The organism is Actinomycetota bacterium, from assembly GCA_030650795.1.
In the GTDB taxonomy this organism is placed as follows: Bacteria; Actinomycetota; Actinomycetes; order S36-B12; family S36-B12; genus UBA11398.
Genome location: JAUSDJ010000031.1, coordinates 1 through 13,728 on the forward strand (window position 1 = coordinate 1; position 13,728 = coordinate 13,728).

Genomic DNA, 13,728 nt, shown 5'->3' on the forward strand with positions numbered 1-13,728 from the left:
TCCCACCCGCAACTACCAACCCCGCGGACTCAAACCCGGACCACCCAAAGGCAGTCCCCAACGCGGCGGACGAAGAAAGAAACAACCCCCGAAATAAACGAAGTCCCGGGACAGGGGTTAACGATGTCCCGGGACTTCACATCTGTAGCGGGGACAGGATTTGAACCTGTGACCTCTGGGTTATGAGCCCAGCGAGCTACCGAGCTGCTCCACCCCGCGGTGACCTTTCGGCTTGGAAAGCCTACGGGAAAGCCACTCCTGGACCTAATGCGGGTCCAATAGCGAGCATCGAGCTTTACCGGTTGTCGTCCTCGGACATCGGACGGCGGTTGCTCATGGGGTGCATTCCGCCCAGGACGCCTCCGCCGGCGACGCCGGCGAGGTCGTACGCGCTCTCGGCATGCAGGGTCGTGTCGAGTCCGGCCATCTCATCCCCAGGCGTCACCCGGAAGCCCATCGTGCGCATGATCACCATGGCGATAACCCAAGTGGCGCAGAAGGCGTAAGCGGCGGTGCCGGCGCAGGCCAGGAGCTGTTTGCCCATAAGGCTGATACCACCGCCGTAGAAGAGCCCGTTGGCGCCATTGGGATTGACGATGACTGCGGCAAGCAGGCCGATACCGACCATGCCGACGAATCCGCCAACGCCATGCACACCGACGACGTCAAGAGAGTCGTCGAAGCCCAACCGGTACTTCTGCCCCACCGCCCAAGCACAGATGATGCCCGCCGCGAGCCCGATAGCAAGGGCCCCTAGGGGCGTGACAAACCCACAGGCCGGAGTGATTGCCACCATGCCCGAAACTGCGCCGGAGGCGATTCCTAGAGTTGTGGCCTTGCCGTCGCGGAACTTCTCGTAGGCGATCCACGACAGCGCGGCACCCGCGGCCGCTGCCTGGGTGTTGACCATGGCCGTGGCGGCCAAGCCATTTGCAGCGAGCGCTGAACCGGCGTTGAACCCGAGCCAGCCGAACCACAGCAGTCCGGCGCCGAGCAGCACCAGCGGAAGGCTGTGAGGACGCATGGGGTCGCGGCGGAAGCCGAGCCGATGCCCAACGACGAGCGCGAGGGCCAGCGCCGACGCCCCGGAGTTGATCTCCACTGCGGTGCCGCCCGCGAAGTCCAGGGCCCCGAGCCGGTCACCTATCCAGCCACCCGTTCCGTCCTGGAAGGAGAAGGCCCAGTGGGCGATGGGGACATACACCAGCAGGCTCCACACGATGGTGAAGACGATCCATGAGCCGAACTTCGTGCGGTCCGCAATAGCACCGGAGAGCAGCGCCGTGGTCACCACGGCGAAAGTCAGTTGGAACATCACGTAGGCGAGCATCGGGATGCGATGTCCCGGGGCGCCAACGGTCTGGTTGAGGGCATCGACGAGACCGACGTTGCGCAGGTCTCCGATCAACCCTCCACCGGAGTCCGTGCCAAACGCCAACGAGTAGCCGACGAGCAGCCACACGATGGTGACGACACCGAGCGCGGTAAAGCTCATCATGATCATGTTGAGGGCGCTCTTAGCCCGCACCATGCCCCCGTAGAACAGAGCCAGTCCGGGCGTCATGAGCAGGACGAGGGCTGCAGACACCATGACCCAGGCGGTGTCGGCAGCGTTGATGTTCTCCATGGGGCAGCCCTTCGCAGCAGGTGGGCGCGCGCGGCGCTGGCGCAGTATGCCGTGCACACTAGGCGAACTGTCCAGCGGCGTGCCGTCTGGGTATTGGTGCTTGCCCTGCGGCCATCCTTGCCCCGCCCGCCGGGGAATCTGGGCTGTCCAGCACCCCGAGCATGTAAATGTGCTCCAGGCCCATATCCGCCTATGGGCAGATTGATCAAGTCGTGTTGGTCTTGCCCGTGATTTTCGCCTGCGCCGTTGCCGCACGCTTCAGCGCAGCAGCGAGCCGCTTCTGCGCCTGGTCGTACGAAGTGAAGTCACCGTTAGCCAAAGCTGCGAGTCCGGCGTCATATGCTTTCTGCGCATCAGACAAGGCTTCACTCAATTGCGATTCTGCAGTGCCGTTGGCAGTAGCCGAAGGTGTAGGTGAAGGCGTGGCTGTATCGCCTGGCGAGATATCGCTTCTATTGGGGATCGCGTTGACACCAGAATCTGGCGAGATCGAGAACACCTTGTTCAATGCCGCTACAAGGGTGTCTTCCATTGCAACGTTCTGCCCATAGCCGACCAACACCTTCTGCAGCAATGGAAAACCGTCGGAAGCAGCGCGTAAGTACACGGGCTCCACGTAGAGCAGTCCATCGTTGAAAGGCAACGAGAGCAGATTGCCAAGTTCCACCTCGGAGCCTCCGCGTCGAAGCAGGGACAGTTGCGAAGAGACGAGCGGATCAGATTCAAATGTGTTCTGCACTTGCTGGGGACCGGGAATGGTTGTGTTGCTCGGCAATTGGAGCACACGTATCTTCCCGTAGTCCTTGAGCGGATCAGAACTCACCGCCATGAATCCGGCAAGGGTCTGCCTACGCGAAGGCGCGAATGTCGACGTCAAAGAGAATGCCGGTGCCAGCTGACCGGGCATTTGCAAAGTCAGGTAGTACGGAGGCTGGAACACCTGTGCCGGCGAGATTGTGGGGTCGAAGGGAACGATCCACACGTCAGTGCCGTTGTAGAAGGTGACCGGATCGGTCACGTGGTAGCGGCTCAGGATCGTGCGCTGCACCTTGAATACATCCTGCGGGTATCGCACGTGTGCAAGCACTTCAGGTGTCATGGCTGATCGAGGCTCAACAGTGTCAGGGAAGGCCTTCATCCAGGTTTGCAGAACCGGATCCTTTGCATCCCATGCGTACAAAGTCACGGTGCCGTCATAGGCATCAACGACGGCCTTGACTGAGTTGCGCATGTAGTTGATCTGATCAATTGGCGTGATGCCATTGCCGAGTGTGCGCGTGGTCAGCGAATCACTAGTTGCGTCGGAAAGCGATACGCGACTGGAATACGGATAGTTGTTCGAGGTCGTGTATCCATCGACCACCCACTTGATACCGCCGTCGGCAACGATGGGATACGGATCCTGATCAAGAGTCAACCAAGGCGCAACCTTGCTGACGCGCGTCAGTGGATCCCGATCAAACAAGATCCTGGAATCCGAATTTACAAGATCCGACAAGATGATGTTCGAGTCTTGGAACTTCGTAGCAAACAACAGTCGGTCAAAGAAGGATCCCATGGCCACGCCACCGCCGCCCTGATACGTGTAGTTCTTCTGACCAGTGGCGCTCGCATCATCGGGATAGTCGAGTTCGACCGGAGCTTGACCTTCAGGAGCACCGACGATGCTGTACGAAGGAGAGTTCTCGCCGAAGTACACCCGCGGTTGCTTAGCCTGCAAAACCCCCGCTGGCGGGATGTTGCTTGCAAAGAAATCCGGCTGTCCGGTCGACTGCGCAGTGTTGTCATAGGCAGCCACGAAGCCATAACCGTGGGTGTAGACCGTTCGATCGTTGGTCCAGTTTCGCTGGCCTTCGGAGATTCCATTCAGGTTGATCTCGCGAACGGCGACAACTGCGCCGCGCGTGCGCTTATCGAGCGGGTAGCGGTCAATGTCGAGGGTGTCGTTGAACGAGTAGTAGCCGCGAATTTGCTGAAGCTGGTTGTACGTGGGTGAAACGACGGCGGGATCCAGCAGTCGAATGTTGCTCAAGGTTCCCTGGCTGGCAGCAAGAACCTTGGATGTCGGCGGCGCCACTGTGCCCGGGTAGTCGTTGACCTCTGCACTTGAAACGTCGTATGCATCGCGGGTGGCATCAATGTTGCGCGCGATGTACGGCTGCTCTTTGACCAATTCGCTTGGACGAACCTGGAACTGCTGTACGAACAGCGGATAGAGAACCCCGACAACGATGCCTGTCAGCACCATCAGGCCAAGGCCGATGAGCGGGATCACCCAGGCACGTCGAAAGGCGTTGACCAAGAAGAGCACACCGACGATCAATGAAACGAAAGTCAAGATATTGAGTGATGGCAAGACAGCATGCACATCGGTGTATTTCAATCCAGTGAAACCGACGACGAGCGACTGGCTTTGGGTGTCAAGAGCGAAGCGATCAAACCAATAGGAAATGGCCTTCAAGAACAGAATCAATGCGATCAGAATTGAGATCTGCGTTTGAGCACCAGGTGTCGCACGGTCGCCCTTGGGCTGGAGGCGCAGGCCTCCGTACAAGTACTGCACGATCACCGCTGCGATGAATGCAAGTGCCAGCACAGCAAATCCAAAACCGAGGATGTACTGAATGAATGGCAGGGTGAACGTGAAGAAGGAGAGATCCATACCGAACTGAGGATCAGTGATGCCGAAGTCGGTTGAGTTGCGGAACTGAAGATACGTGTCCCACTCCGATGAAGCCGCCAAGCCAGCGAACAAGCCCATGACAATCGCAAGCCCAATGGCCAGCCGACCTCGATACGGATCGATTGCATCGCGGTAACGATCCAGGCTTGCCTGCTCCGGAGTCATTGCTCGGAACTCTGGCCGCGACTTCCACGACCACCACATCACCAGCAGCAGTGCGACTGCCATGAAGCCACCGAACACAAGGAAGAGCAGCACCTTGGTGACGAGCTGAACGGTGAAAACCGAAGCCTTGTCTACCGACTCAAACCAAAGGAGATCTGTGTAGAAGCCGGTGAAGATGACGAAACCAACGACGATGACGCCAAGAATGACGATGGTCGGGATGAGCACTCCACCACGGCGTCGGCGCTCCTGGGTAGGCGAAGTGGAGCGATCACGGGAACCGGGAAAATTGAAGGACACGTGAGGAATCTATGTCAGGCGGCTACGGCTGCACAGGGCAGGCTGGGACAGTCTTGCCCGCAGTCCAGTTCTCAATAGCGGACACTGCCTCGGCCAAGGTCTTGACGGGCGTCAACGTCAGCCCGTCAGGAATATGTCCGGCAGCCTCTTTGCAGTGAGTAGCTGGCATTAAGAAGAGCTCAGCCCCACCGGATCGAGCACCTGCCAGCTTCTGGCGGATGCCGCCAATTGGCCCAACGTTGCCATCGGGCGTGATCGTGCCCGTGCCCGCGATGACGTGGCCGGCAGCAAGATCATTCGGGGTGAGCTTGTCAACAATGCCGACGCTCAGCATCAAGCCAGCACTCGGACCGCCAACATTGCCGACGTTGATCGAGACGTGGAAATCAGGCAGGTAGCTGACTCCGACGCCGATGCCGATGTATGGAATCTTCGGATCGGTCTTGCTTGCCGCAGAGGTCACCGTGACCTCCTGCTGCTTGCCATCGCGCTGAATCGAGAAAGTAAATGTGCTGCCCACCGGCTTCGCGCGGACGAGCTTGCTCACTGCAGCAGGATCCGTAACTGCCGTACCGTTGACCGAGAGGATCACGTCACCGGGCTCGAGCAATCCCGAAGCTGGCGCCGCGGCAGTGACGGACGAAATGATCGCCTGAACCTTGACCGGTTCTTCCAAGTAATTCATTGCCGCACCAATGGCATCGGACTCTGAAGAGCTGAACAGGGCCTCTTGCTCGGCCGCGACATCGGCGCCCGAGAGATCGTCGGGATAGATCAACTCCCGCGGGATCACGGCGTCGGAGGCGTTGAACCATGAAGAAAGGGCACCGACAAAGGTCAGCCCACCCCGAGGTCCACCTGACTCAAGGACCGTGGTCATGTCGAGTTGGCCAGTCGTGGGATAGGTCGTGGTTCCGTCAATCTGGATTACTGGCTTGCCTTCAAGCTCGCCTACGACGTTGAAGGTCGGTCCGGGAGCAAGGCGAATAAATGGAACAGGCAGCAGCAGGGCAACGAGCAGCAGCAGTCCCAGGCTTGCAGCACTCAAGAACAGCACTCGCGCTCGCTTGGACATCGGCAGGCGAGGTGGAGCCACGCTCACCTGGGCAATTCATCAGAATCTGAGGGGTCCTGGTCTTCAATGGGGATCTCGGGAGGCATTGGCCGGTTCATTGCCTCTTGGAATGCGCGCAAGGTCTGCATGCCTTCCTGGCCTTCCATCGGGCGCTCTGGGCGGCCGCGATACATCGCATATCCAACAGCGAGAAAGGTTGCGCCGAGTGGGATGAGCCACCACATCAAGGCCGACATGCGTTCAGCGTACCCAAGGACCGCCAAGGCCGACATTGCCAAGACCCCCAAGGCCTCGCCGCGCGCAGTGAACCTTCCCCTTGCTCACTGCGGCTCGTTATCCCTGGGGGTCCTGTCGACGCGCAAACCTAGGCAGCGCTCACAGCAGAGTCAATGAAAGTTCCGAGGTTGGCTCGGTGCCCTGTGGACATGACTGTGGACTACCTGGGGACAGGCACGGTAGAAGCTGTGGATGCGCGGTTGATATCGCTGTGGACACAACTGAGGACGACTTCAGAAAACAGACCCTGAACAGGCGAAACTCAGATTATTGGATGTGGACGAAAAATTATTGGTCTTCATCGGTGGCTGCCGAGCGCTCAATGAAGCCAAGGGGATCCTTGAGATCTTCGGCATCTGGCAGGAGATCTGGGTGACCCCAAAGCGCATCGCGAGCGCCTGAGCCGCCCTGACTGCGTACGGCGGCGAACAAGGTAGCCGCTTCGCGCAGTGCTCGCGGGCGCAACTCCAATCCGACCAGAGAGCCGAAGGCCTTTTCGGCCGGGCCGCCCGCTGCCCGGCGGCGGCGCATCGATTCGCGCAGCGCAACTGCGGCAGGCAGGCGTTCGTGCGTCGCCTCTGTCACTACGTCGTCAACCCAGCCCTCAACGAGAGCGAGCAGAGTTTCAAGTCGTGCGAGTGCTGCGCGTTGCTCTTCGCTGTCCTCGGGAGTCATCAAGCCAGATGTCATCAGTTCCTGCATGGCTTCGGGGTTGGCGAAGTCGACGTCTTGAAGCATGTCCTGCAGGCGATCCTGATCGACATGCAAGCCAGCCACATAGGCCTCGAGCGCACCGATCGCGCGAGCGCGCAGCCATGGCACATGAGCAAAGAGCCGTTGGTGCGCGCACTCCCGCAGGGCCAAGTAGAGCCGCACATCATCAGCGGCCACCTCAAGTCCTTCGCCAAACTGGGTGGCGTTGCTCGGCACCAGAGCCACCACTGCGCCGTCGGTCAGCGGAATGCCGATATCGGAGGCGCTGACCACTTCGCGTGCCAAGCCTGCCAGTGAGTTACCCAGTTGATTGCTGAAGGCCACAGCGCTCAGTTGCTGAACCATGCCAAGCAATGGCCCGAGCATGGAGCTCAATTCAGCAGGGATATTCGCGGGAATTGCATTTTGCATTTGAGTAGCGATGGGTTCCACCACTCGGCGCCAGACTGGCATGGTGGATTCAAGCCACTGCGCTCGACTCCAGGCCTGCGCAGGAACGGTGCATTCGGGGAAGGTGCAGGCCTCGTCCAACCAATGGTTGGCAAGTTCTACAGCAGCGGTGATCGATCGGAGCTCAGCATCTGCAACAACCGGGTCACCCGTGGTCTGCAGCGCCTTTCGGGCGACATCCTCAACGATGGTCCAAGCCACTGGCCCTGATTCGGCCGGAGCGCTCGAGAGCATCTGCCCGAACTGCTGAAAAGCAGCGCCGAGGGCTTGCATGTCGAAAGGTTGGCCAGAATCACCGACGCCGAAGCCAAAGGGGAGATCGCTGCTCATAGAGAAACGGTAACCCCAAAAGATGAAGGCGGGACATCCGAGGATGTCCCGCCTTCATAAGTTCGCTCAGGCCTTACCCAGGATTCGGGTGACCTTGGTTCCGCATGTGGGGCAGATGCCCTTGGCGAAGCGACGGCCATTGGTCTCTTCAACGTGACCGGTGAACTCGCGCTTTGCCTTGCACTTCACGCAGTACGCCTCGCCGGTGTAGCTCTCCTCGGCCATATGGCCCTCCTGTGTTCTTGACCCACTCGGGGTGCTGTCGTGGTCCGCTGGTGTACGGCTGTGGCCTCGCCACGTGCCCGCTGGGCAGGCACTGCCACCCTAGAGCACAGCAGGGTCAGACCCAGGCTGCCCTCCTCATGGAAACGGGTGTTTCCCCTAGATTTTGTCTATAAATCATAACAAAACGGACAGACTTCCCCCCCCCTAGCGCAAAGCTGCTGTGTTTTTCACCTGGCTATCCACAGGGCGCTTCGCGCAGGCTGCCCAGGTGACGAACATCTGGATCAACAATTCCCAAGCCCGTCCGCGCTATCGATCTGAGTGCCCGCTGCTGTGGAGGGCACCTGGCATCGCGCAAATTGGCGAAGGCCGGCTCCATCGCATCGTGTCGCTGGATCCTGGCTCAGCTCAATGGCTGCTGACACTGGATGGGCTGCGCACGGTTGCTCAGCTGATGGCGCAATTCGCCGATCGCGAAACTGAGGCCGAGCACCGCTGGAACCTACTTGTGATGGCCTCCCAAATAGGTGCCATCGACGATGCCGGATCGATGCCTGAGGCCTGGCGGCTCATCACCACCCCGGAACGCGACTCAGCTACCCCAGATCACGCAGCAGCATTACTTACTCTGGGATCCAGCTGGCTCGCTGACCAAGCCTTGAACCTGCGCCATCGCACGCACTACGCCATCCGCGGTACTGGCGAACTCGATGCACCGCCTGTTCTCGCTGAAGCGACTCGCCAGGCAATGCGGGCGGCCGGGCTTACTGCGAGCATCGACGGCGGGCGTGCTGATCTCTTGATCATCATTGGATTGCATCCAGTCATCGGCGCTGAAGTGGCCGCGATGGAACTGGCTCAGCCCGCCAGCGCCCATCTGTTCGTGTCTGCCTACGGCGATCGAGGTGTAGCCGGGCCGCTCGTGGTTCCCGGACAGACGAGCTGCCTGCGGTGCTCCTACCTCCACACCCGCGATGCTGATCCCCATTGGGCAGGAGTCTCAATGCAACTGCATGCGGCAATCAGCAGGCTGTCGCAAGCCCCTATTGACCGGCTGCTGGCTCAACTGATTGCCTCACAGGCCGCTCGTCTGGCCCGTGCATGGGTCGATAGTCCTGTCGTCGTGGGCAACTGGAGCAACCTTGCGTACGAGATTCGACTTCCAGATGGCACAGTCGATGAGCAAGCTCGTCCAGCTCATGCCCTGTGCGAATGCCAATGGGTAATTGAGCCTGCGGTCGCCGGCTGACCGCAACGGGGTAACAATGAGCCCATGCCGGATCTTCCCAAGGGCGCAATCAGGCGAAGTGCGAAGTTCGCCTCCCTGCCTGCTGCCTATGCCGGTCGTGCGGCACTTGGATTCGGCAAACGCGTTGGTGGCAAGAGTGCAGAGTCGGTCGCCGCCGATATTCAGCAGCGCACCGCCGAACAGCTCTTCAAGGTGCTGGGCGAGCTCAAGGGCGGGGCGATGAAGTTTGGCCAAGCAATGAGCATCTTCGAGGCAGCGATGCCCGAGGAGTTCGCTGCTCCGTATCGCGAAACATTGACCAAATTGCAGGATTCAGCGCCGCCAATGGACGCCTCCCGCATTCACGAAATCCTCGAACAGGAATTGGGCTCGGATTGGCGCTTTCGCTTTGCGAGCTTCGATGACGTTCCCGCTGCTGCGGCCTCCATCGGCCAGGTGCACAAAGCGAAGTGGCACGACGGTCGGATCGTTGCCGTCAAAGTGCAATACCCCGGTGCTGACAAGGCGCTTACAGCCGACCTCAATCAGATCGGTCGCCTTGGCAAGATGATGTCGGCCGCGATTCCCGGGATGGACATCAAGCCACTTATCGACGAACTCAAGGCGCGCATGATCGAGGAGTTGGACTACCTCAAGGAAGCCGATAATCAACGCGAGTTCGCCAACGCCTACGAAGGTGACCCTGATGTAGTCGTTCCGCATGTAGTTGTCAGCTCGCCGCATGTGCTCGTCAGCGAATGGGTGGATGGCATTGCACTATCCGCCGTGATCGCAAATGGCACACAAGAGGAACGCGACTTCGCCGGAACGCAGTACATCCGCTTCTTGCTCGCCGGACCTATGCGCGTGGGGCTGTTGCATGCCGATCCGCACCCAGGCAATTACCGCATCACCCCCGAAGGCTTGTTCTGTGCCTTGGACTTCGGCGCTGTAGCTCGACTCCCAACTGGCCTTCCGATCGCCTTGGGAACCCTTCTTCGCGTGGCTGACATGGGCGATGCCGCCACCGTGATGGAAGGGCTGCGGGCTGAAGGCTTCATAAAGCAGAACACCAATCTTGATCCTCAGCAACTGTTGAGTTACCTGGATCCCTTTGTGGAACCGAGCAGACACGAGAGCTTCACCTTCACTCGCGAATGGATGCGCGGTCAGTTCAGTCGCATCAATGACTACCGCGATCCTGATTTCACCATCGGCTTGAAAATCAATCTGCCACCGGAATACGCCTTGATCCATCGAGTGTGGCTCGGCGGTATCGGTGTGCTGTGCCAGCTCGACGCAACAGTGCCAATGCGCGCTGAGTTGGAGAAGTGGGTACCGGGCTACCTGCCGGATTAATTGCGCACGAGATCAAGTAGCGCTTCACCAAACTCAGCCAACTTTGCCGGCCCGATGCCAGGGATTGCCGCAAGTGCATCGAGAGTCTGCGGCTGCTGCTCAGCAATGGCCATCAGCGTGGCATCCGTGCACACGACATATGCCGGCACTTCGCGCTCCCGCGAAAGTTGCAGCCGCCATTGGCGCAGTGATTCAAAGGTCTGTTCATCGTGATCAACTGGACAGGCGTGACAGTGGCCAAGGGTGCGCTCAGGCGCAGTCACCAATGCCTTGCCGCAATTGGAGCAGCGTGCTGGACCTTTGCGCACTCGCTCCGCGCGCTGCTTGCCCGAGCCCAAGTGCACGCGGCCGCGCACACTTCCACCCCCGCTCGGAGTCGCGTTGATGGCATCCAGGAACGGACTGGGCTTGCGGCTGGCCCGCCCACCGGGCTGCCGCGAGCGCGACCATGAGCAGTACAGCTCATCTTTGGCTCGGGTGACCCCGACATAGAACAGGCGGCGCTCCTCTTCAATGGCCAGATCGGTTTCGGCATATTGCAAGGGCAGCAAACCATCGGAGCAGCCAACGATGAAGACGACACTCCACTCAAGTCCCTTGGCCGAGTGCAGCGAGGCCAGAGTCACAGCATCGGCGACCGGCGCATGTTGGGCGTCGGCCCGGCGATCAAGCACTGCGATGAATGCCGGAAGCTGGACTTCGGGATGTTCATCGGCCAAGCCGATCAATGCGGTGAGGGACTCCCAACGCTCACGCACCGCGCCACCAGAACGGGGAGGTTCGGATGACCAGCCGGCCGCGCTCAACACTGACCGCACTTCGTCGCCCAGCAGACCCGGATGCTCACCGCCACGCGCAGCCCCACGAAGACGCGTAACGGCTTCGCGCACCTCTGCTCGATCAAAGAAGCGCTCAACTCCGCGCATCATTATTGGCACACCCTGATCGCTGAGGGCGGATTCAAGTTCAGCCGATTGCGCATTGACTCGAAAGAGAATTGCAATCTCCTTGGCTGGAGTTCCCTTCGCAATGAGATCCAGAATGCGCTTGGCAACTTCTGAGGCTTCTTCAACATCGTCGTTGTATACCTGCACCGCCGGTTTGATCGAATCACCAGTACGAACAGCGCGCAGTTGAAGACTTCCGGGAGTCGCCGCCTGGGCAATGACTGCGTTCGCGGCCGCAACGATCGGAGCCGTGCTGCGATAGCAGTTCACCAATTCAATCTGGGTGGCATCGGTGAACTCCTTGCGGAAATTCAGAAGATACTCAGGTGAAGCTCCAGTAAAGGAGTAGATGGTCTGGCTGACATCACCAACAACGCAGACATCCTGACGTTCGCCTCGCCACAATCCGAGCAGTCGATGCTGCACTGGGTTGATGTCCTGATATTCGTCGACGGTGAACCAGCGGTAGTTCTGATGCACCTCGTCGAGAATGTCCGGACGCGAACGCAAAGCTCCGACGGTCACCAAGAGCACATCTTCGAAATCAAGCTGGCCCCGGCGCGCCTTCAGATCGTCATAAGCCGAGTAGGCACGAGCAACGTCGGCGATGTCGATGCTCCAGACCCGAGCCAGCGAGCGTTGATCACGGCCAAGATCAGTGGGGCTGAATTCATGCGCCTTGGCCCACTCAATATCTGATGCGAGGTCGCGAACCACTGCCTTGTCAGTCGGCAGTCCACACGACGCGGCAGCTTCAGCCACAAACCGAGCCTTGCTGGCGAGCAGTTGCGGGAACTCTTGCCCTGAGATGCGTGGCCAGAAGTAGCGCAACTGCCGCAGTGCCGCTGAGTGAAAAGTGCGGATGCTGACGCCCTCAACCCCGAGCCCATGCAGCCGTGATCGCATTTCACCTGCCGCCCTCGTGGTGAAGGTGACGGCCAGGGTGCGCCGGGGCTCGTGGGCCCCAGTGGCAGTGGCGTAGGCAATGCGATGCGTAATTGCTCGGGTCTTTCCAGTTCCGGCGCCAGCCAGCACCACAAGTGGGCCTCCGATGCTGGTGGCCACAGCCCGCTGCTCCTCGTCGAGGGAGGCCAGAATTGACTCAGGAGTCACCTGTCGGACGGTAGTGCCTGCCCCCGACACCAGGGTCACGGGTTACCGTGTATCCCATGAAGATGTACTGCACTCCCTGGTGTGGCTATTGCACCCGGCTTAAGGCCCAGTTTGGCCGTGAGGGAATTGCCTTCGAAGAGATCAACATCGAAGCCGACCCGGAGGCTGCGGCTCTGGTCGAGCAGGTCAACGGTGGCAATCAGACGGTGCCAACGATTATTTTCCAAGACGGCACCGCACTGACCAACCCATCACTGGCTCAGGTGAAGGCTCAGCTCGCCCGCGCCTAGCGCGACCAATCGCCCGGCAAGGTCTCACCGAACCAGCGTTCAATCAGCATTCGGGAGATTGAAGTATTCGGTGGGAGGCGCAAATCGCCACTCTCGCAAGCCGCCCGCATCTCATCCCTTGAGAACCAGACCGCTTCTGAGATTTCCACTTCATCAACATTGATGGTGGTATTCGACGCAAGGGCGTGATACCCCATCATGAGCGAAGCAGGAAATGGCCAGGGCTGGCTTCCGAGATAGGTGACTGCATCGGTTTCGCTGCCAATCACGACACCGGTTTCCTCGAATACCTCGCGACGAACTGCCGCCTCTGCCGACTCTCCGGGCTCGACAAAGCCCGCCAGGGTCGACATCCAGCCACCGCGCCAGTTGGCGTGCCGACCGAGCAGTGCGCGGTCCTGAGCATCGCGCACGAGAACAATGATCGCCGGGTCCGTTCGCGGGAAGTGATCGAGGCCATCAGTTGCGCATCGCAGCACCCAACCGGCTTGGGTGAGCTCCAGTTCGCCCCCACAAACCGTGCAGTGCCGATGCTTATTGCGCCAGTTGTCCAGACCGATCGCGCCCACGAAGGCTGAGGCGTGGACATCGGAGAGGCCGCGGCCGGCATCGCGCAAGCCCATCCAGAACTGTTCCCCTGGCAACTGCGCCCGATCCTGCAGATGCACGGCGACGAAAATGACACCATCGGGATCCAGTCCCAGGAAACTGACGCCGGAGCGATCATCACCAATGATTTCGAGCGCTTCGGTGCCGGTCATCAAGAGAAGAGTTGGAGTATCGGCGTCCGGGTCAATCGGCGACTCCCCTTGGTTGACCCACATCACCCGCGTTTCATCACTGAAGAGATTTTCGACGAACTGGGGGTCTGTGCGCAGATGCGAGGCGCGGTCTAATCCAGGTTGAGCAAAGAGGAGATCAGCAAGGAGTCGGGTGTCCGTCACGT

Annotated in this window: 11 protein-coding genes and 1 tRNA gene; 3 read left to right on the forward strand and 9 right to left on the reverse strand. The window is 59.9% G+C overall.

Annotated features, from left to right (window positions below; translation table 11 throughout):
* Positions 1 to 145: 145 nt before the first annotated feature.
* The 7 genes from Q7L55_09450 to Q7L55_09480 form a co-directional block, all read right to left on the reverse strand.
* Positions 146 to 219 (reverse strand) — tRNA-Met (locus Q7L55_09450).
* A 76-nt stretch (positions 220 to 295) separates the two neighbouring features.
* A complete protein-coding gene (locus tag Q7L55_09455; protein MDO8732773.1) occupies positions 296 to 1,627 on the reverse strand; it encodes an ammonium transporter in 1,332 nt (443 codons plus the stop codon).
* A 205-nt stretch (positions 1,628 to 1,832) separates the two neighbouring features.
* The gene (locus tag Q7L55_09460) at positions 1,833 to 4,775 is read right to left on the reverse strand and encodes a UPF0182 family protein (GenBank protein ID MDO8732774.1); all 2,943 of its coding nucleotides are present in this window, start codon (positions 4,773 to 4,775) and stop codon (positions 1,833 to 1,835) included.
* Between the two features lie 22 nt (positions 4,776 to 4,797).
* Complete coding sequence (locus Q7L55_09465) at positions 4,798 to 5,871, reverse strand: PDZ domain-containing protein (GenBank protein ID MDO8732775.1); 1,074 nt, start codon at positions 5,869 to 5,871, stop codon at positions 4,798 to 4,800.
* A gap of 2 nt (positions 5,872 to 5,873) precedes the next feature.
* Positions 5,874 to 6,086, reverse strand: coding sequence for a hypothetical protein (locus tag Q7L55_09470; protein MDO8732776.1), 213 nt, complete (start codon positions 6,084 to 6,086; stop codon positions 5,874 to 5,876).
* 328 nt (positions 6,087 to 6,414) lie between these two features.
* Positions 6,415 to 7,620, reverse strand: coding sequence for a zinc-dependent metalloprotease (locus Q7L55_09475; protein MDO8732777.1), 1,206 nt, complete (start codon positions 7,618 to 7,620; stop codon positions 6,415 to 6,417).
* A 66-nt stretch (positions 7,621 to 7,686) separates the two neighbouring features.
* Positions 7,687 to 7,845 carry a DUF5679 domain-containing protein gene (locus tag Q7L55_09480; GenBank protein MDO8732778.1) on the reverse strand — a complete coding sequence of 53 codons (159 nt, stop codon included), beginning with the start codon at positions 7,843 to 7,845 and terminating at the stop codon, positions 7,687 to 7,689.
* Between the two features lie 268 nt (positions 7,846 to 8,113).
* Here Q7L55_09480 and Q7L55_09485 point away from each other — a divergent pair, with 268 nt between their 5' ends.
* Both Q7L55_09485 and Q7L55_09490 read left to right on the forward strand, forming a co-directional pair.
* Positions 8,114 to 9,094, forward strand: a complete 981-nt coding sequence (locus Q7L55_09485) for a hypothetical protein (GenBank protein ID MDO8732779.1) — start codon at positions 8,114 to 8,116, stop codon at positions 9,092 to 9,094.
* A gap of 24 nt (positions 9,095 to 9,118) precedes the next feature.
* Complete coding sequence (locus Q7L55_09490) at positions 9,119 to 10,432, forward strand: AarF/ABC1/UbiB kinase family protein (GenBank protein ID MDO8732780.1); 1,314 nt, start codon at positions 9,119 to 9,121, stop codon at positions 10,430 to 10,432.
* Here the strand turns inward: Q7L55_09490 and Q7L55_09495 are convergent.
* Complete coding sequence (locus Q7L55_09495) at positions 10,429 to 12,492, reverse strand: ATP-dependent DNA helicase UvrD2 (protein MDO8732781.1); 2,064 nt, start codon at positions 12,490 to 12,492, stop codon at positions 10,429 to 10,431. The genes Q7L55_09490 and Q7L55_09495 overlap by 4 nt on opposite strands.
* 56 nt (positions 12,493 to 12,548) lie before the next feature.
* Here Q7L55_09495 and Q7L55_09500 point away from each other — a divergent pair, with 56 nt between their 5' ends.
* Positions 12,549 to 12,782 carry a mycoredoxin gene (locus Q7L55_09500; GenBank protein ID MDO8732782.1) on the forward strand — a complete coding sequence of 78 codons (234 nt, stop codon included), beginning with the start codon at positions 12,549 to 12,551 and terminating at the stop codon, positions 12,780 to 12,782.
* Here the strand turns inward: Q7L55_09500 and nudC are convergent.
* The gene (gene nudC / locus Q7L55_09505) at positions 12,779 to 13,726 is read right to left on the reverse strand and encodes an NAD(+) diphosphatase (protein ID MDO8732783.1); all 948 of its coding nucleotides are present in this window, start codon (positions 13,724 to 13,726) and stop codon (positions 12,779 to 12,781) included. The genes Q7L55_09500 and nudC overlap by 4 nt on opposite strands.
* Positions 13,727 to 13,728: the final 2 nt, after the last annotated feature.

Bases quoted from the DNA above. Each gene is read 5' to 3' on its own strand.
- Q7L55_09455 (MDO8732773.1), bottom strand. From the start codon at position 1,627: ATGGAGAACATCAACGCTGCCGACACCGCCTGGGTCATGGTGTCTGCA.
- Q7L55_09470 (MDO8732776.1), bottom strand. From the start codon at position 6,086: ATGTCGGCCTTGATGTGGTGGCTCATCCCACTCGGCGCAACCTTTCTC.
- Q7L55_09475 (MDO8732777.1), bottom strand. From the start codon at position 7,620: ATGAGCAGCGATCTCCCCTTTGGCTTCGGCGTCGGTGATTCTGGCCAA.
- Q7L55_09480 (MDO8732778.1), bottom strand. From the start codon at position 7,845: ATGGCCGAGGAGAGCTACACCGGCGAGGCGTACTGCGTGAAGTGCAAG.
- Q7L55_09490 (MDO8732780.1), top strand. From the start codon at position 9,119: ATGCCGGATCTTCCCAAGGGCGCAATCAGGCGAAGTGCGAAGTTCGCC.
- Q7L55_09500 (MDO8732782.1), top strand. From the start codon at position 12,549: ATGAAGATGTACTGCACTCCCTGGTGTGGCTATTGCACCCGGCTTAAG.